This is a genomic window from Shewanella oneidensis MR-1, assembly GCF_000146165.2.
Classification (GTDB): domain Bacteria; phylum Pseudomonadota; class Gammaproteobacteria; order Enterobacterales; family Shewanellaceae; genus Shewanella; species Shewanella oneidensis.
The window spans coordinates 1,637,988-1,655,689 of sequence record NC_004347.2; the positions used below are offsets into that span (position 1 = coordinate 1,637,988).

At 45.0% G+C, this 17,702-nt stretch carries 15 protein-coding genes; 7 read left to right on the plus strand and 8 right to left on the minus strand.

The window, feature by feature from the left end; all coding sequences use genetic code 11:
• Nucleotides 1-291: 291 nt before the first annotated feature.
• Nucleotides 292-2,088 carry a M1 family metallopeptidase gene (locus SO_RS07235; RefSeq protein WP_011071730.1) on the plus strand — a complete coding sequence of 599 codons (1,797 nt, stop codon included), beginning with the start codon at nucleotides 292-294 and terminating at the stop codon, nucleotides 2,086-2,088.
• A 264-nt stretch (nucleotides 2,089-2,352) separates the two neighbouring features.
• Here SO_RS07235 and SO_RS07240 read toward each other — a convergent pair whose 3' ends face one another.
• The gene (locus tag SO_RS07240) at nucleotides 2,353-2,586 is read right to left on the minus strand and encodes a hypothetical protein (RefSeq protein WP_164925664.1); all 234 of its coding nucleotides are present in this window, start codon (nucleotides 2,584-2,586) and stop codon (nucleotides 2,353-2,355) included.
• On the opposite strand from SO_RS07240, the gene SO_RS07245 reads away from it, so the two are divergent.
• A complete protein-coding gene (locus tag SO_RS07245) occupies nucleotides 2,580-3,338 on the plus strand; it encodes an IS5-like element ISSod6 family transposase (protein WP_011071731.1) in 759 nt (252 codons plus the stop codon). The two genes, SO_RS07240 and SO_RS07245, sit on opposite strands and share 7 nt — an antisense overlap.
• A gap of 263 nt (nucleotides 3,339-3,601) precedes the next feature.
• Here SO_RS07245 and SO_RS07250 read toward each other — a convergent pair whose 3' ends face one another.
• On the minus strand, nucleotides 3,602-4,090 hold the full coding sequence (locus tag SO_RS07250) for a glutathione peroxidase (RefSeq protein WP_011071732.1): 489 nt from the start codon (nucleotides 4,088-4,090) through the stop codon (nucleotides 3,602-3,604).
• A 147-nt stretch (nucleotides 4,091-4,237) separates the two neighbouring features.
• Between SO_RS07250 and SO_RS07255 the strand changes: the two genes are divergently transcribed.
• From SO_RS07255 to SO_RS07265, 3 genes are all read left to right on the plus strand, one after another.
• Nucleotides 4,238-5,608: a magnesium transporter gene (locus SO_RS07255; RefSeq protein WP_011071733.1), complete on the plus strand. Its 1,371-nt coding sequence runs from the start codon at nucleotides 4,238-4,240 to the stop codon at nucleotides 5,606-5,608.
• A gap of 29 nt (nucleotides 5,609-5,637) precedes the next feature.
• The gene (locus SO_RS07260; protein WP_011071734.1) at nucleotides 5,638-6,147 is read left to right on the plus strand and encodes a GNAT family N-acetyltransferase; all 510 of its coding nucleotides are present in this window, start codon (nucleotides 5,638-5,640) and stop codon (nucleotides 6,145-6,147) included.
• 162 nt (nucleotides 6,148-6,309) lie between these two features.
• Nucleotides 6,310-6,849: a YfaZ family protein gene (locus SO_RS07265; protein ID WP_011071735.1), complete on the plus strand. Its 540-nt coding sequence runs from the start codon at nucleotides 6,310-6,312 to the stop codon at nucleotides 6,847-6,849.
• A 57-nt stretch (nucleotides 6,850-6,906) separates the two neighbouring features.
• Here SO_RS07265 and SO_RS07270 read toward each other — a convergent pair whose 3' ends face one another.
• A complete protein-coding gene (locus SO_RS07270; RefSeq protein WP_011071736.1) occupies nucleotides 6,907-7,758 on the minus strand; it encodes a DMT family transporter in 852 nt (283 codons plus the stop codon).
• 197 nt (nucleotides 7,759-7,955) lie between these two features.
• On the opposite strand from SO_RS07270, the gene SO_RS07275 reads away from it, so the two are divergent.
• Nucleotides 7,956-9,623: a GGDEF domain-containing protein gene (locus SO_RS07275; protein WP_011071737.1), complete on the plus strand. Its 1,668-nt coding sequence runs from the start codon at nucleotides 7,956-7,958 to the stop codon at nucleotides 9,621-9,623.
• Between the two features lie 57 nt (nucleotides 9,624-9,680).
• On the opposite strand, the gene SO_RS07280 is transcribed toward SO_RS07275, so the two are convergent.
• The 5 genes from SO_RS07280 to SO_RS07300 form a co-directional block, all read right to left on the minus strand.
• Nucleotides 9,681-12,806, minus strand: coding sequence for an NAD(P)-binding protein (locus SO_RS07280; protein ID WP_011071738.1), 3,126 nt, complete (start codon nucleotides 12,804-12,806; stop codon nucleotides 9,681-9,683).
• Nucleotides 12,807-13,244: 438 nt separating this feature from the next.
• The gene (locus SO_RS07285) at nucleotides 13,245-13,403 is read right to left on the minus strand and encodes a small highly charged protein (protein WP_011071739.1); all 159 of its coding nucleotides are present in this window, start codon (nucleotides 13,401-13,403) and stop codon (nucleotides 13,245-13,247) included.
• A gap of 568 nt (nucleotides 13,404-13,971) precedes the next feature.
• Nucleotides 13,972-15,348, minus strand: coding sequence for an RsmB/NOP family class I SAM-dependent RNA methyltransferase (locus tag SO_RS07290; RefSeq protein ID WP_011071740.1), 1,377 nt, complete (start codon nucleotides 15,346-15,348; stop codon nucleotides 13,972-13,974).
• A gap of 187 nt (nucleotides 15,349-15,535) precedes the next feature.
• Nucleotides 15,536-16,204 (minus strand): glutathione S-transferase family protein, encoded by a 669-nt coding sequence (locus SO_RS07295; RefSeq protein ID WP_011071741.1) that lies wholly within the window; start codon nucleotides 16,202-16,204, stop codon nucleotides 15,536-15,538.
• Between the two features lie 62 nt (nucleotides 16,205-16,266).
• Entirely contained in the window at nucleotides 16,267-16,893 is a 627-nt protein-coding gene (locus SO_RS07300) for a glutathione S-transferase (RefSeq protein WP_011071742.1), read from the minus strand.
• A gap of 155 nt (nucleotides 16,894-17,048) precedes the next feature.
• Here SO_RS07300 and SO_RS07305 point away from each other — a divergent pair, with 155 nt between their 5' ends.
• The gene (locus SO_RS07305; protein WP_011071743.1) at nucleotides 17,049-17,660 is read left to right on the plus strand and encodes a TetR/AcrR family transcriptional regulator; all 612 of its coding nucleotides are present in this window, start codon (nucleotides 17,049-17,051) and stop codon (nucleotides 17,658-17,660) included.
• The last annotated feature ends 42 nt before the right edge of the window (nucleotides 17,661-17,702 follow it).

The following is a 17,702-nucleotide window of genomic DNA, read 5'->3' on the forward strand; positions in this document are numbered from 1 at the left end:
AGATTCGGTTCATAATATCTGACTCAAGGGCGAGAAATTAGTTCAGCAAAAATAGAAAATTTTTGAAAATATTTTTTCTTACAACCCTTATATATTGAAAAATATGTGAATTTTATTATTACGAGTTAACTAAAGTCGACAATGACTAGGTATGGGCTTAAGCATTGTTACAAAATTAGGATGTGGGAAAAGCTTTATTCGATTGCGCATGAGTAAATCAGCGACCGATAATATGATCAGATAATTTATCCTCCACAGGTTAGCTAAGTGATACATTCAGAAGACCAGCAAATGCCAATAGCACCCACAGCATGGGATTTAACTCGGGATTATCATTCTTTTGCTAATACTGACCAAGTGCAGGTAACCCACCTTTCCTTAACGCTTACGGTTGACTTTGAGGCTCGTACCTTGCTTGGTGAGGCAGTGCTCTCTCTCAGGTATATAGAGTCGCAGGTTGCTGAATTATGGCTAGATACCAGAGGTTTAGCTATTTTATCGGTAATGACCGAGGCTCAAGTTCCCCTTGAGTTTTCACTCGAGGAGTCGAATGAAATACTCGGCCAAAAATTATCCATTCGTTTACCGCAGTTACAATGTGAACGGGTGTGCATTCGTTATCTCACATCAATGCAGGCACAGGGATTACAGTGGCTAGCGCCAGAGCAAACGGCAGGTAAACAGTTACCTTATCTGTTTAGCCAATCGCAACCGATTAACGCCCGCAGCTGGATACCATTGCAGGATACGCCTAAGGTACGGATTACCTTCGATGCTAAAGTTCAAGTACCTAAAGGAATGCGCGCTGTAATGAGTGCGATGAATCATCCTGAGACGCCACTAGAAGGGACATTTCAATTTGAGATGGAAAAGCCCATCCCCACACATTTATTGGCGTTAGCCGTTGGTGATTTAGCATTTCAAGTCATTGGCCCACGTAGTGGCGTCTATACCGAACCTTGTATGTTGGAAGCTGCGGCAACTGAGTTTGCCGATACCGAACATATGCTTGATGTGGCGCAATCATTATTAGGCCCCTATGCCTGGGGGCGCTACGATATGATCATCTTGCCTCCGAGTTTTCCCTTCGGTGGGATGGAAAATCCGCGTTTAGCTTTTTTAACCCCAACCCTGATTGCGGGGGATAAGAGCCTAGTCTCAACGGTTGCCCATGAGCTGGCTCATTCATGGACAGGAAATTTAGTCAGTAATGCCACGTGGCGAGATCTCTGGTTAAACGAAGGTTTTACGACCTATTTCACCAATAGGATTGTGGAACAAGTCTATGGCAGGGAACAGGCCGAACTGGAATGGGTGATTGAATTTGGTCGACTACAAGAAGAAATCGCTGCCTTGCCACTTCATCGGCAAACCTTGCCCGCCAATGTGCAGCAGGCCGATCCTAATTTGGCCTTTAATCGCTTTACCTATGATAAGGCGTCGATGTTCGTCCATGATTTAGAGCGTCGTCTGGGGCGAGCCGAGTTTGATAAGTTCCTGTTTACCTATGTGCAGCACTTCGCTTTTAAGGCGATTACTACAGAAATGTTTGTCAAATACGCAAAAGCGGCTTTAGTCGAAGCCTATCCGGATAAGATAAGTGAAGCCGAACTGCTGGAGTGGATTTACGGTGAGGGGTTGCCTCAGGGATATGTGGGGCCGACATCGCGAAGTTTAGATAAAGTCGATGATGCCTTGAACGATTTTTTACAGGGTAAGGCTGCGGCTCTGCTTAATGTAAAAAGCTGGCGTGTGCATCATTGGCAATATTTTTTGACTCAATTACCTGAAGTGCTGTCGCAAGTACAATTAATGGATTTGGATGACAGTTTTAAATTGACCGAATCGAACAATGCTGAAATTGCCTGTGACTGGTTTAGAGTTGCCATCCGTAATCATTATGATCCCGTTCTGCCAGCACTCAGCCGCTATTTGCAGCGTATCGGCCGGGGCAAATTTGTCCGTCCGCTTTACGCTGAATTAAATATAGCTGGTTATCATACTGAGTTACAAAGCATTTATTCAAGCGCGCGCTCGGGCTATCACCCATCCATTCAAGTGCAGTTGGATAGAATGTTTAAGTCGTAAAAAAGAGATAAAAAAATGGCAACCCAAGGTTGCCATAAAAAAATCAAAGAAGGAGACAAAGGAATTCAGTGCGCTAGCGTGTATTCGATTGCTTCCCCAAAGGGAGATGATGATGAACGACCAACCAATTCAACTTTATGCGATAACGTGAAACGGTTCATTGAATTAAGTGGTGATTAAACCTGCTTAACTCACTACTAAACACATCATTTAGTAGCTAATTGTGCATTAAAGCGTATTCGTTAATCCTTACACTTAATCAGACTAAGGCATTTTTAAAAAGTTCAGTGCGTGATAAAAATTTTTAAAATTATTTTCGGTTTCGGTTTCGGTTTCGGTTTCGGTTTTGGTTTCGGTTTCGGTTTTGGTTTTGGCAGTAAATACCGCAATCGATAAGTGGCTAGGGTCTGTTGATCTTTCGAGAGTGATTTTTAGACAGCATGGCAAGACGTTATAATTTGCTTCGCCAAAAGTAACCATAACCTCAAGCCATGCCAAGACTTATGCTAACCGATGCACGCTGGGAAAAGCTATTTCATTTAATGAAAAGCACAGGCCGTGTTTATGACAAACCTGAACATAGACAAACATTCGAAGGTATTCTTTACCGCCTTAGAACAGGTATCCCTTGGCGAGATTTACCTAAAGAGTTCGGTCATTGGAGCACGGTCTTTAGACGGTTTCATTTATGGTCTAAGAAAGGCGTTCTAGCACATTTATTCAAGGCCTTAGCCAACCTTGCTGATATAGAATGGGTCTTTATTGATGGCTCGATAGTGCGAGCTCACCAGCACAGTGCAGGTGCAGCGACGCTAAGTAATGAGAGTATTGGTAAAAGTCGAGGCGGTAATTCAACCAAAATTCACTTAGCCGTCGACAGCGGAGGATTACCGATTTATTTCGAATTATCAGAAGGCCAAAAACACGATATTACACACGCCCCCAGCTTAATTGAGCACCTGAAGCAGGTTGATACCGTCATTGCAGATAAAGGTTATGACAGCGATGCTTTTCGTGAACTTATCGCCAATAAAGGCGGGAAATCTGTTATTCCAAGGCGCCGCTATAAGAATACACCTCAAGAAAGAGTCGATTGGTGCTTATATCGGTATCGACATTTAGTGGAGAATGCTTTTGGAAGAATAAAACACTATCGAGCAATATCAACAAGATATGACAAGCTAGCAAGAAATTACGCCAGTATGGTGTCACTGGCGTTTATGTTAATGTGGCTGCCGATGCATTGCTGAACAACATTTGTACAGCAAAGATCAACAGACCCTAGATTTATTTTACAAATAAATCATAGGTATAAAAAAAGGCAACCAATTGGTTGCCTTGTGACCTCTTCCTAGGTCAAGGGGGCCGCGCTAGAAGCCCCTGGGAGAATGATGAACATGAAAAAGACATTCGCTGTTCAATCTATTTGAGGCATTCATGGGGTGAAAGTTCCACCTCACATAAAAAATTATTCAAATTTTTTATTAAACATAAATTTCAATGAGATAGTGGATTACTTATTTAAAAGTGACTCTATTTTGTCGCGAATGTCTTCTGGTTTCGTTGTCGGCGCAAAACGAGCGACGGCTTCCCCCTGACGATTAATTAAAAATTTGGTGAAATTCCATTTTATGCGTTCTGTGCCTAACATGCCGGGAGCGGCTTTCTTTAAATATTGGTAGAGAGGATGGGTATGTTCACCATTGACCTCGATTTTCGAAAACAGTGGAAAGCTTACCCCAAAGTTGAGTTCGCAAAAGCTTTTGATCCCTTGTTCATTAGCCTTTTCTTGGGCGCCAAACTGGTTACAGGGAAAGCCCAAAACCACAAATCCACGCGCTTTGTATTCTTGATAAAGTGCTTCTAACCCCTTGTACTGCGGCGTAAAACCGCACTCGCTGGCGGTGTTTACAATCAATATCACTTTACCTTGATATTGTGTCAATGGGGTTGGATTACCCTGAATGTCAATTGCGTTATGGCGATAGATAGTGGATGTCATCATTACCTCCTTAAGTGTGATGATTAGCATAAATAATAGTTTGGTTGTGATCAATCAATTTGCGTGCAACTTATTTTGTTGGTTTGCTAATCTTCTTCAATATCAATATAGTTACGCTAATTTTTATCTCAGCAGAAGGGCGTTTAGGTGACTGAACATGAAGCCGAATACGAAACAAACACGCAGGCCGATGTTGGTCAGGTTGTTCAGCAACTCACTGAAGTTGAAGGTGAAGAACAAGCTGAAGTGTTCAGTGAAATCTTAAATGAAGCTGAGCCAGGCACGATTGCATTAGCACTGGAGTCCTTACCTTTAGACGAGCGTTACGAGCGTTGGCAACAGGTTGAGTTTAGTGAACGTGTGACTGTGCTGAGTTTAATGCGTGCCGATCCCCGTATGGGGATCCTCAAGCAGATGCCCGATAACGAGGTCGATCTGCTATTTGCCCAATTAAGTCCTGAGGATTTAATTGAGTGGAGTGATTATCTCCCCGAAAGCTTTACCGACCGAGCCTTGGCCCAAATGGGCGAGCGTCAGCGGCAGCGGTTTGAGTTGTACGACCAATATTCTGAAAATGAAATTGGCCGTTATACCGATCATCAAATGTTAGTGCTCAGCGATAAAGCAACGGTAGCGCAGGCACAGCGTTTTTTTAGACGAATAGAACTCGACTGTAACGACAATTTATTTATTGTCGATGAAGCGGATAAATACCTCGGCACTGTTAGACGTTATGATATTTTCAAGCACGAACCCCATGAGCCGCTGATTTCACTGTTATCGGAAGATAGTCGTGCATTAACCGCGAACACGACGTTACTCGATGCTGCAGAGGCGATAGAGCATAGTCGTGAAATCGAATTACCTGTCATTGATGACGCAGGGGAGCTAATCGGCCGTGTCACCTTAAGGGCCGCTACCGCCTTAGTGCGCGAACACTATGAAGCGCAATTAATGGCAACCGCAGGTATGGATGAGTCCGATGACTTATTCGCCCCGATTCTGAAAGGTGCCCAGCGCCGAGCGGTGTGGCTTGGGATTAACTTACTCACCGCTTTTTTAGCCTCGGCAACTATTGGCTTATTTGAAAACGTATTATCCCAAGTGGTAGCGTTGGCCGTGTTGATGCCGATCGTCGCGTCCATGGGCGGGATTGCGGGAAGCCAGTCGCTCACGCTGATGATCCGCGGTATGGCAATGGGGCAAATTTCTGCAGGTAACCTATTCTCTTTGATGAAGAACGAGTTAGGGATTGGGTTAGTTAATGGCACCCTGTGGGCGATAGTGATAGGGCTGGTGGCGGGTTGGTGGTTTGCCGACAGTATCATTGGCATAGTGATTGGCTGTGCAATTTTGATCAATATGGCGGTTGCGGCCTTAGCTGGGGTGTTTGTGCCGATGATTCTACAGCGTTTTAATCAGGATGCGGCGCTGTCTGGTTCAGTGATTTTAACCACTGTGACCGACGTGGTGGGTTTTTTCACTTTCCTCGGTATGGCGACAATACTGTACCTTTAAGTTTGATATTAAGCGTGTAATTGATTGATATGAATCACAACGATATTCACTATGCCTTATGCCAAAGCCCTGAAGAGTTAGCTGTCGCTGCAGCATTAATTGACCAGCGGGATGATAATGCTCATCCGCTCGATCATCAGGTATTTGCGCGCGCGCGCGCGGTGGTGTTGGCGAAAACCCTCGAAGGCGAGATTGTCGGCTGCGCTGCGATTAAAGCGGGCACAGGCAATGTGGGGGAGCTGGGTTATCTGGTGGTATCGCCTTTATTTCGTCGCAAAGGTATCGGCCAAGGATTAACACTTAAGCGGATTGAAGTGGCTAAAGCGCAGGGGATTGCCTTGTTGTTTGCCACGATCCGAGATGAGAATCACGCCAGTCGGGTAAATTTACTCAAAGCCGGGTTTCACTTTTGGCGTAATTACTTGAGCATTCGGGGGACGGGTAATACTGTGGGGTGGTATTACTTAGCCTTGGGTGACGAAGTCGATATTGACGGTACGATGCAAACCCTGGTGGGGGATCGTGTACCTGCGGGTTAAATGTTTCGAGGTTGTTTGTTTTTGGTTTTTATGGTGTTTTCTATCGGTTTCTGTTTGGTTTTGAATTCAAAAATCTTGGCTCCAAACGCCTAAATATGCAGATTTTCTTTTTTTATTCGGTATGATCCGCGCCATTACCCACAGTCATTATTGAGGTGTTTTATGGCTAAGTTCCGAGTTGCAAGTGTCTTATTGTTGAGTGCAGCTGCGCTGCAGGTGAATGCGTCAGAATTTAATCTTGGTTTAAACAACGATGTAGTTTCTACTGAGTTAGAACTGCAAATGAATAAAGATACCAATGCCGTATTAGGGTACATTTATTCAGACGATAGCGGTCATATTGCCCAAGGCGCAATGCATATGATTCACGATGCGGGAGTACATCATTTTGAAGTTGGGGCTAAATTAAGCCAACTATGGGCTGACGAGGCGCCAAACGGAAGCACAGTATCAGTCGGTGCTCGTTATGCATTAGCGTTAGGGCCAAATATTTCTTTGCAAGCCGCAGCTTACTATGCGCCATCGGTATTGTCTTTCGGTGATGTCGATGGTCAATACGAGTTGGATTCAAAGGTGCAATACAACATAAACCCGAATATGGCACTTTATGTCGGTTACCGTAAAATTGCCTTCGAATACGATAATGCCCGTGATTTTACCTTTGAAGATGGTGCGTACATTGGCGGTAAATTCCGCTTCTAATCGAACCTGCAAATTGGCGATCTAAATTAATTGCCTCGAATTTAAAGCCGGCCAAGGTTACCTTCGCCGGCTTTTCCATTTTGCTTTCAGTTCTCCATAGCTTGGCAGTAAGGATGAGAAAATCACCAAGCCAATGCCTATGCAAACCACAACGCTTAGGGTTTCATCTAAAAACCACCAACCAAGCAGTGCTGCAAAAATTAGACCTGTATATTCCACCGGTGCCATTTGGCTGGCATCTGCGCGTCGATAGGCGTGGATAATCAGGTAGGTCATTCCGACATAAAACACGCCTAAAGTTAACCCAACTTGGGCGACGGGTAGACTAAAATTTGCGCCCTCGTACCAGGTTGCAGGTATCAGAAAAACCATCGCAAAGGCATTAGACCAAAAGAGTGTTGAAAATGGATGCTCATGGGTTGAATATGCCTTCAAAATGAGGCTATTTATTGCTGAGATCATTGCACCAAAAAAAGCTAAGCCAATATAGAGATTAACTTCGGTCGGCTGGCTTATCAGCAATATTCCCGTAAATCCAATGAGACCAGCCACTGAGCGTCGGTAGCCTATGCGTTCATTTAAAAAGAATGCTGACAATAACAGCAGTATCAGCGGTGAGCTATAAATAACTGCGGTGACAGTTGCAAGGGGTAAATGTAATACCGCTAACATAAAAATGGCGTTACCTAAGCCGATTAACAAGGCTCGGCTTAAATGCACTTTGTAAAAGGGACTTAACTTTAGATTTCCCTGTAGGTGCCAGACAAAAGGCAGTACCAAAAGCGTGGCAAATAATTGGCGATAAAGCACAAGTTGAAACACTGGTGTGTTAGTTTCAAGCAACTTAACCAATAGGTTACCGCTGGCTATCAACAATTGGGCCGCTAAAATCATCAATAAAGGTGCCATAGGTATCCAAATTAAAAGCTGATATTGGGGCTAAAGTGTGGTTCTTTACGTTAACGACTAAAATATCATCATAAGGCGCCTAATTGCCGACTAATTTAGCCTAATCAATTGTAAAAAATAAAATGTAGTCATAAAGTTAACACTCTAAATTGATTTTCTGCGTAGGATTCGACGCGGGTATACAAACCAAAATACCGATGAGCAAAACTAACTTGCATAATTTCTGGTGCTTTTTGTTGCTGTTTTGGACTTTTAGTCCGTTTGCCCTTAGCGCTGAAATTGCGTTGGATTCCCCCTACTTATTCCACGCAGAGGCTAAGCAGCTTCCGCCTGCTGATTTTAAAGAGGTCAGCCAGTGGATGGGGCAATTAAAGGAGGCTAGCTCAGTAAGCCTTACTGGTGGTGATTATTGGATGGTTTCCCCTGTGATGGTCAATAGCCGCCAAACACGTTGGGTGGTAGATGCCAGTAATTCAATTATTGAATCAGTGGATTATTGGTTGCTGGGCAGTGATGGTTCTGTACAATTCGCCCACAGTGGTTACTACGCGCCCTATGAGTTTTTATTCGATTATGGGCGCAAGGTTAGGCTGAATATGGGCACTGATTATTGGTTAGTGACTAGACTTAGCAGTCAATATTTCTCCTCCGCGCCTGAAGTGGCATTAGAGTCGCAAGAGGCGCATCAATTAACGACTGACCGCATGGCCATGGCGATACTGCTTTGTTTGGGCGGGTTACTGTTTATCGCTTTTTATAATTTACTGATTTACATCTCTATTTTTGACAAGGCATTCTTGTATTACGGCCTATATGTATTGGCTTATTTGGGGGGGTGGGCGCTGACGTTCCATTTACCAGCTCACTTATTTAACTTCCATCAGCTTGAATTACATCATTTGTTTTTTATCAGTTTGCCGATATTTAACATTATGTTCTACAAACATTTTTTGCAGCTTCCTAGTTATTCACCTCGATTGTGGCGGCTTAGCCAATACTTGTTGATTGCCTGTGTTATAGCCTTACCAACCAGCATTTGGTTGTTGCCCTATACCGCGATTATTGCCTCAGTCTTAATCATGCTTTGGATTGCGCTGGCTATTACCTGCGGTAATGTGTGCTTGATGAAAGGCTTTGCTCCCGCACGCTATTTTATTATGGCTTTTACCTGTTTATTGCTACCAGCGGTCATTATTTTACCCGGTAATATGGGGATAACCCCCGATTTTATCGAGCATGCTGAGTTTGCCACTTTACTAGGCGGTACTGTGGATGCCTTACTGTTATCCCTTGCTTTGGCTAATAAACTTAAGCTTATGTCTGAAGAACGTAAAGCACACATCGAAGAGTTAGGTATCGCTTGGGAAAAAGCACGGCTTGATGCATTAACGCGAGTAGGTAACCGTTATGCCTTTGATGAATTTATGAATTCTCAATTAGCCTTTGCCAATAAGGTCGTTAACCCTATGGCGCTGGTGCTGCTCAATGCTGACAGCCTCAAGATGGTGAATGACACCTTAGGACATCAAGAGGGGGATCGTTTACTACAAAGACTTGTGCAGTTTTTGCAATCGACCAATATTGCCCAACTTAAAATCTACCGAATCAGTGGTGATGAGTTTGTTGCTATCCTGCCTGCGAGTGGCGTGACGAGCTTTGTTAACACGCTAAGAGGATTAACTGCGCAATTTGCTACGGAGGGCTTTAGGGATTGCCAGTTTAGTTTTGGCATTGCGATTAATGCTGATGTAGCCAACCCCCATGAGTGGCTTCGTAGCGCAGATACGAGTTTATATCACTCGCGTATGGAAAAACGGCGCCAGGAATATGCCGATACCCGTACGGGGGAAATTGTTTCGCTCTAACGGTGTTTAAAAAATTCCACGATACAAAGGGGCTGCATGATGCAGCCCCTTTGCCGACTAGCCGAAGTCTTTTTCACCTTTTATCACTGCTGGATGGCCACAAATTGCTTTAGCGGTATGCATCCCCGCCATCGTGGCGGCTTCAACACATCCGGCATTGAGGCCAGTTTTAATCCAGTCGCCCGTCATGTACAAATTGTCGATCCCCGTTCCATCCGTGGTTATCCGGTATTGTGAACTGCCTTTGACCGATAACACATAACGTTCGGAAGGGTCCACGTTCGCCCGCCAATATTGGCTATCAAATCGTGCCTCGCCTTGGCGGTTTTGTTCATCATGTAACCATTCCCACGGGAAGGTGTCGCCAACATGCTGCCATAGCTTATGAATTTCTGTATTGAGTTGGTGGATGGCTCCCGCCTTGGCTTCGGCTGTTTTACGTTGCTGGAAGCCTACATCTGTGTGCGGTGGATAAACATCAACGGGCAAAGCCGAGCAGAAATAACTGGCATTTTTAGGCTCAGTGCCACGCCAGTCTTCCTTATCGAGTAATTGATCCATAGAGGCCCAAGTATCGAAGGGTTCGGTAAATCCTGATAAAACTGGCTGCTCGCTATCTTCTGAATAATTTGGCCAACCTATTCCGTTAAGATCTTGGTCCATCCACAGTTGATAGGCTTGGGTCGCTACTGCCTGCACTTTATCTACGCAGGTTTTTAGTGCCGGACTCTGCGCCATGACTTCACTAGCCACATGAGGAACCGAGCCGATTGACAGGCCAAAAATCACTTTGTCGAAGTCTACTCCTTTGACCAGACGTTTTTTCGGCAGTGCTTGGCCAAATTGTGCCTCGTAGAGATTGTCCCAATCGCTCCAAAAGTGTTCGAGATTAATATCATGGGCTTTTAGCAGCGCCGCTTGGGCGGCATTAAGTTGCTCATAATTAGGTGTGCTTGGCCAGCAGGCTAAGCCCTTTACATCCACCAAAGGATTGTAGTTCTCTACCGAAGGATTAAGTGCGATTTGCTCTGTGATTTCAATCGCTTGAATACTGTTGTTACGACATTCTAGATTGTCGACTCGATTGAAAAAGTGGAAGTTGACCCCGCGACGTTTTAGCACTTCATAGTAGGGGGTAAAGACCACATCGCCCATGCCGGCCTGCATTTTCCACATGATCCCACCTTGATAACAAAGGGCGATGCGCAACATTGAACGAATAATTGTCCCCGCTTCGACATTGGGTTTATCAAAATTGCCTTTCTCGTAGGCAAAAACAAGATCATAGAAACCGCGCACAGGCGCACTATCGACAGTGTATTTTTGGCTGGCGCCGTGTTTGGTTAGCCATTCGCGGTAATCATAGTCATTGATGGCATCGAAGCCTTTTTCAAACACATTATCGACAAACATGCCTTTTAATATGGTCAGCCCCAAGTCAACGGCGATATACAGATGGCGCAATTCGTCATTGGTGTCTAAATGGTCGGTAAAGCGTTTAACGAGTCGTTGGTGCAGGGCATCGACGGCGGATTCGACCAGTCCATCATCGCTCTCGCTATGCACATTCTCATCACACTCACGGCCAATCATCTGATTAAAATGGCATTCTAATTTATCGCCAAGGGCATCGAGGGATTCCATGGCATCTTCAACTGAATCTTCTAATTTATCCTTAAGTTGCTCAAACCAGCGAGTATCGAGCCAGTTTTTAGGTGTCTCCATAGCCTTTTCATCGGCTTCGAGTAAGGTGTCCATATCCTTAAGCCACTCTTTTATCCATGCAAAGGCGGCTTTAACGACCTTCCAGAAGGTTAAGGTTTCAGTGCCATCCCCAGGGGTCCCTGGGAGCGATGGGAAAGTGATAGGCCAACTGACGGAGCGACCATTGATTTCCTCCTGAAGCACAATAAAGTGATGGGGCTTAAAGGCATCTAAAAAGGTTGCTAGTGGCGCTTGGGCGGGACGATCTAATTCTTCATAGGCTTTACGCATCAAGGCGAAGGCATTTTGATAAAACCCGAACCAGATATGTAAACCATGTTCTTCAATACGTTGCCCCATCGCTGCATTGCGACCGCTTGCTCCTTTTCCACCGATTCGCCAACCTAATTGATAGATATCAATCTCATATTGATTTTGCCAACCAGGTTTATCTGTGAGGTAGCAAGCTGCGGTCATGGCGGCGACACCGCCACCGAGAATGGCAATTTTCTGTTTTTTGATTTCAGAGTTATCCACGAGCACTTCGCCCGGTGGCACTTCAAAGTCAAAGTTCACATGATAGGGCAGTAACACGTGTTGCTCGCCAAGTTCAACCCCGAGAGTGTCTTTGAGCGGGAAGCTGGCATTGTCAAAAAGGGTGGCGACAAAGTCATTTTCCAGCAGTGCAACGCTGTGTACTTTATTAACCTTAGCGGGCGATGCGGTAATCGCCTGATAAACGGCTTTTTGGCCTGAAGCATCTGGGAACTGCTTTAAAAATACTTGATCGATAGCGGGCTTAAACAGTAGATGGAAGAGTTGCTCTTCACCGAGTTTATCAAGCTCTGGAATAAAATCTGTTTGTTCCTTAAAGAGTTTCCAGGTTTGGGTTATCGCTTCGACGGTTGAAAGCTGCGCCTCTGGTTTCGCATTACAATTCACCTCAAGCAGCGGATGCATGGCAAGCTCTGTGTCAGGGCTAAAATGTAAAAAGCTTTTTGCGGCAAGGGAGAGGCGAGTTAACGGCTGACCGGCCGCGGGCATAGTGTATTCACACAAATACTTAGGATAACCAAATAGCTCTCGGCCATTGATTAAGGCCATCGCATCGTTTACCCAGATATGCAGCGGCTGAAAATACACATGGCTGATTTTTGTACTGCTGCTATTGTCCTGACGGCCGACCATAACCCAAGTGATAATATCGGTTTCTTGGATCCAGCCCTTTGCTCTATCTGTGGGGTAGTCTGAATAAGCTTTTTCGATCTGAGTAAAGGTGGTCAATACATAGGGCGACAAGACTTTAAAGTACATGGCGCTACCGGCCACTTGATTCAGTGTGTTATCTATTGAGCGTTGAAGATTTGCGAGTTTCCCCTTGAGAAAAAAACCGTACATATCGGCTTTATTCAACACTAAGGGAGAGTGCATTAACATGCTGCCTTGAGGATAGATAAAATCAGGGCGTTGTTTTTCCATGGGATCATCCTTTAAACCCGTTAATATGTGTAAGGTAGCTAACCTCAGTTCGGGATAATAAATGTATATTTAACAGCTACTTGCACCGTTTACTGCGTTGAGTTTACTTGCAATAGGTTCGCTATTGACGCGTAAATTCACCTTGCTATCAGCGCAAAGCGTAAGTTTGCGTGTAACTACTTGAGTTTTTGCTTTGTTGATTGCATTTATCCATCTCTTAACCCGAGTTAAAGTGAGTAATGGAGATGAATGCATTAACAAACCCTAAAAAGCATAGGGTAAATAAACTAATTAGCCTATTGATTTTACAATTGAATTAAAAAAAAAGCAGAAGGGAAATATTCGAATTAACTAGCAAGTTGGAGTGGCTCCAACTTGCTGGGATTTGACTGGCTTGGTAAAGCTCGAATTTGCTAAGGCAAACGGGTCGTTGGTCGGTTACTTCGATTTATGCTGATAGAAATCCACCTCTGCATCATCTGAATAACGGCGCTTAGTATCCCTGCGACGTTGTTTTACGCGTTTGTTTTTTTGCTTACCTTTGACGTTATCGCCCCATGGCGCATCATCGTCTTCAAATTCATAGGAGTGTGACATGGTCAAAATTCCAAAAATATCTGTGCCATTCTCAGCACTCGATCTTTTTACCCAAAGGTGCGATTAAGCTAAAGTGAAATATTTAATCACTGATGGTGAAAAGTTTTGTTCAACAAGGGGCTCGGACGAGTTAAAGAACGCTTTTAGGGATTTGATTGTGGTGCGTATGGTTTATCTTAATGATTATTAAATGAATAAATTAACTGACTCGTTAATCTGATAAGTCATGTGAAAAATGGCACTCAGGGAATGAGTGCCAAGTTCTGATAAAAAATAAGGAGTTAGTGCTAGGGCGTGTTGACGTTTCAGGGTTATTTTTGCAGCAATTTGGCTGGCTTTTATGCAAGGCAAAGTCCGTGCAGTGTAGTTATTCTACATAAACGGACGATAACGCGGCAGAAAAGCCAGCCAAATGCTGCCCGAAGGGCTCGTCTGGCAAGCCCGTGCTCCTACTTTCTGTCATAAGAGCAGCTCGTCATGTGAGTCGAATAACTACACATCATTCCTCGTTTCGCGAGCACGAGCTTGCCAGAACGAACAAAATTTAATCTCGAAACGTCAACACGCCCTAGTGTTTACGTTGCATTCGTGCGACAAACATCCCATCTGTGTTGGCTTCGAAGGGCCACACGGTCAACATTTCTGTTTGTTCACCGGTAAAAGGGTGGCGTATCGGCACTAAGTTGAACTCTGGGTGTTGTTGCAAAAAGGCTGAAACGACTTCTTCGTTTTCAACGGGTGATAGTGAGCAAGTGGCGTAGATTAAGGTTCCGCCCGCTTTTACTGCTTGGCTGCTGCGGCTTAAAATATCGAGCTGTAACGTTGCTTTATCCATCACGGCGTCAAGTGTATCGAGCCAGCGCATATCTGGGTTACGGCGCCATGTGCCCGTGCAGCTGCAGGGGGCATCGACTAATACCCCATCAAAATAGTTGGCGGCCACGGGAAGGGCATCACTGCGCCAGCGCGCAATGCTGATCCCATCAAACTGTGCTCGCTGCGCGCGTTTGCTGAGCTCTTCTAAGGCGTTGGCGCGAATATCCGATGACACTATGCTGCCCTGTAATGGCGTATGTTGCTTGGTTGCGGCCGTTTGCATTAACGAACGCAATTGCAGGGTTTTCCCCCCAGCGCCACTGCAGGCATCCCACCAGTGTTGCCAAGGCTCAGGTGCACAAATTTGGCCTATTACCTGTGAGGCTAAATCTTGGATCTCAATGTTACCTTCTTTGTAGAGGGTAATTTCATTGAGATTCATACTTTTACTGCCAAGATTGATCGCATCTTCAAAAAATGGACTGAGACTCGCTTCAATGCCTAATGCTTGCAATTGGCTCACCGCAGTTTGGCTGTTTATGCTCTGTGCTCGCCCCCAAATAGGCGGACGGCTTGACATGGCTTCTATCAAATTGGGGCGGCGCTTTGCATCAATGGGACAAACCTGCCAAAACCACTCGGGTAACAAATCTGTCAGTTCCAAGACTACCTGAGGGAATAATTGCCGAACTAACGCCAACTTATCCGTGAGATTGTTAACGGGAATGGATTGTAAGCGTTGATAATCGTGAGTCGATTGAGAGAGTTCATGCCACGCTTGGGCAATGTCTTGCCAAGGGTGCGCTTCAAGTAAGGCGCTGGCGCTCAGCATGGCAAAGAAGTGAGCAGCCTGCTGATGATCGCCTGCGGCTTTAAACCAGCCCCACCAACGGAACAGGCTAAATAGCGATTCGCGGATGACTTTGCGATCCTTCGAACCGTGCTTTTTATGTTCCCTAAAGTAGTTCGCTAACACTCGGTCAGCGGGTTGCTTTGCGCTTAAAATCTCATCAAACAACAACTTAGTGGTATTGGCATAGCTCATCGCGCGTTTTTGTGCGGGCGTTTGCGGTTCGATATTAAAAGCGGAGTGAATAGTGGTAGATGATAAGCCGTTTGGATTGCCCATAAAGTTAGCCTGAAAAGTGGCTTGGCCCTGTTGAGTGACTCGCAGCCTAGAGGAAGAGCCTAGTGGCGGAACATGGCCAAGCAAAAATAAGTGGCGCAGAGTGTAGCAGTTTTGCGTATTTCTGGCAGTAAAAAAGCCCCAATCGTTGATTGAGGCTTGGTGAGGAGATTGAAAAGCTTAAGGAGCGTTACTTAGTCACCATCTTTTGAATTTGCTTTGCACGCTCTTCATCCGTCATTATGGCGGGTGGCGGGGTCACAATGCCCTTTTGGCATGCGGGTCTCAGGGCTAATTCGTCTAACCAACGTTGTAAGTGGGATAGACCTACCATATTGATACCACTCCATTCATGGATACGTACCCAAGGCCAAGTCGCAATATCGGCAATAGTGTATTCATCACCCGCAAGATATTGATGTTTGGCTAATTGAGTGTCCATTACCTCAAACAAACGTCGACCTTCTTTTTGGTAACGTTCTATCGCTGCAGGGATTTTTTCAGGGAAGTAACGGTAGAATACGTTCGCTTGACCCATCATAGGGCCAACGCCGCTCATCTGGAACATCAGCCATTGAATGACTTGAGAGCGTTTTTTCGGATCGGCAGGTAGAAATTGACCGGTTTTTTCCGCCAGATAAAGCAGGATCGCACCAGATTCGAACACCACAAAGTCATCGTTATCTCTGTCAATAATCGCTGGAATACGGCCATTAGGGTTAATGGCTAGAAACTCGGGCTGCTTTTGTTCGTTGGTGCTGAAATCTAACTTATGTACTCGATAATCGAGCCCCATTTCTTCGAGTGCGATGGAGATTTTAAAGCCGTTTGGGGTAGCGGCGGTATATAAATCAATCATAGTAATCCTTTAAGTCTTGACTCGTTGATACTGAACCTAGACGCCTAATCAAGGCGTTGCTGTTAGTTTTTGGGGTTAAGCGACACTATCGCAGGGCGCTGTGCCATTGTCGCAAACCAAGCCTGAATATGGGGCAAGGAATCATCCACCAGAATATCTAAGTTTTTAATAAAGCTGATAAAAACATATGCGGTAATATCCGCGATCGTAAAGTTATCGCCCGCCACATAGCTTGATTGGGCTAATTGTTGGTCCAAGGTTGGCAGGAAGTCAATGACCCGTTGGCGTGATTCTGCGCCCCATGCTTCGATGCAATTTTCTCTATCTTTATAGATACCGGTTAGGTTTCTAAAGGCTTGAAAGCCAACCATCAGACCTTGCAACTCAATGATACGTTGCCACATTTCTACTTTGGCACGCTCTAGCGGATTGTTACCGAATAGTGACGTTTCACTGGGATGGATTTCTTCTAGGTAGCGGCAAATGGCGACAGATTCACACAGATAGTTGCCATCATCAAGTTCGAGCAGGGGAATACGGCCATTGATACTTTTGGCTTTAAATTCGGGATTGAGATTTTCACCGCTGCGAATATCCACATTAACTCTTGGAATAACAATACCTTTTTCTGCGAGGAAAATACTGACGCGTCTTGCGCTAGGCGTAGGTGCTAATTCGTATAACTTCATGGCATTTCCTTGTTCTGATGAGGATGTGCTGCCAAATAGCACTTTAACGGAACGATCGGTTAGGATAGAATTTACGCCATATCTAAACGGTCAGTCAAGAATGTTTTTGTCCTATGATATTTCGTTTACCACTTGAATAACGTTAGGTTTCGTCCATGGCTCGTAGCTGTAACTTTGATAGACAAGAAAAGCTCATCCTCGCAATGGAACTCTTTTGGCGGAAGGGTTTTGCCGAAACCTCGATTGCCGATCTGGTTGAGCATTTAGGCATTAATCGCTTTAGTTTGTATAACAGCTTTGGCGATAAACAGAGTTTGTATCGCGAATGCCTGCGGTTTTACCTCGACCATTTTTCCTTTGGAACACAGGAACAATTGTTGCATCCGCAGGCTGGACTCGTAGACATTCTGACTTATCTCGCGCGATTTGTGGCCTTACAGCGTGAGCAAAAGTACGGTTGTTTTATGCAGAATGCGCTAATGGAAAAGTGTCTCGATGATGATTGTGTGCAGCAGGAATGCCAGCGGCGGTTTGCACAATTGCAATCGACTTTTACTCAAGTATTAACGCACAGTCAATCGCAGGGCGAGTTAAGCTTATCGGTTCAACCTGAGGCGTTAGCGGCTTTTTTAGTGCTGCAATTACAAGGAATTAGAGTGCTAGGTAAGGCGAAGGAATATACCTTGTTGGATAATGCATTTGGGGTATTAAGCGAATATCTTAAGCGTCTTGCGTTGACGCCACTTAACCCCGTTGACGGGGAATAGGGGGCCGAGGAGAAAACGATAAAGGGGAGGCCAAGTAAATGC

Excerpts from the sequence above, each read along its gene's own strand:
- SO_RS07235 (WP_011071730.1), top strand. The coding sequence starts at position 292 with ATGCCAATAGCACCCACAGCATGGGATTTAACTCGGGATTATCATTCT.
- SO_RS07245 (WP_011071731.1), top strand. The coding sequence starts at position 2,580 with ATGCCAAGACTTATGCTAACCGATGCACGCTGGGAAAAGCTATTTCAT.
- SO_RS07250 (WP_011071732.1), bottom strand. The coding sequence starts at position 4,090 with ATGACATCCACTATCTATCGCCATAACGCAATTGACATTCAGGGTAAT.
- SO_RS07260 (WP_011071734.1), top strand. The coding sequence starts at position 5,638 with ATGAATCACAACGATATTCACTATGCCTTATGCCAAAGCCCTGAAGAG.
- SO_RS07265 (WP_011071735.1), top strand. The coding sequence starts at position 6,310 with ATGGCTAAGTTCCGAGTTGCAAGTGTCTTATTGTTGAGTGCAGCTGCG.
- SO_RS07270 (WP_011071736.1), bottom strand. The coding sequence starts at position 7,758 with ATGGCACCTTTATTGATGATTTTAGCGGCCCAATTGTTGATAGCCAGC.
- SO_RS07275 (WP_011071737.1), top strand. The coding sequence starts at position 7,956 with ATGAGCAAAACTAACTTGCATAATTTCTGGTGCTTTTTGTTGCTGTTT.
- SO_RS07280 (WP_011071738.1), bottom strand. The coding sequence starts at position 12,806 with ATGGAAAAACAACGCCCTGATTTTATCTATCCTCAAGGCAGCATGTTA.
- SO_RS07285 (WP_011071739.1), bottom strand. The coding sequence starts at position 13,403 with ATGTCACACTCCTATGAATTTGAAGACGATGATGCGCCATGGGGCGAT.
- SO_RS07290 (WP_011071740.1), bottom strand. The coding sequence starts at position 15,348 with ATGGGCAATCCAAACGGCTTATCATCTACCACTATTCACTCCGCTTTT.
- SO_RS07295 (WP_011071741.1), bottom strand. The coding sequence starts at position 16,204 with ATGATTGATTTATATACCGCCGCTACCCCAAACGGCTTTAAAATCTCC.
- SO_RS07300 (WP_011071742.1), bottom strand. The coding sequence starts at position 16,893 with ATGAAGTTATACGAATTAGCACCTACGCCTAGCGCAAGACGCGTCAGT.
- SO_RS07305 (WP_011071743.1), top strand. The coding sequence starts at position 17,049 with ATGGCTCGTAGCTGTAACTTTGATAGACAAGAAAAGCTCATCCTCGCA.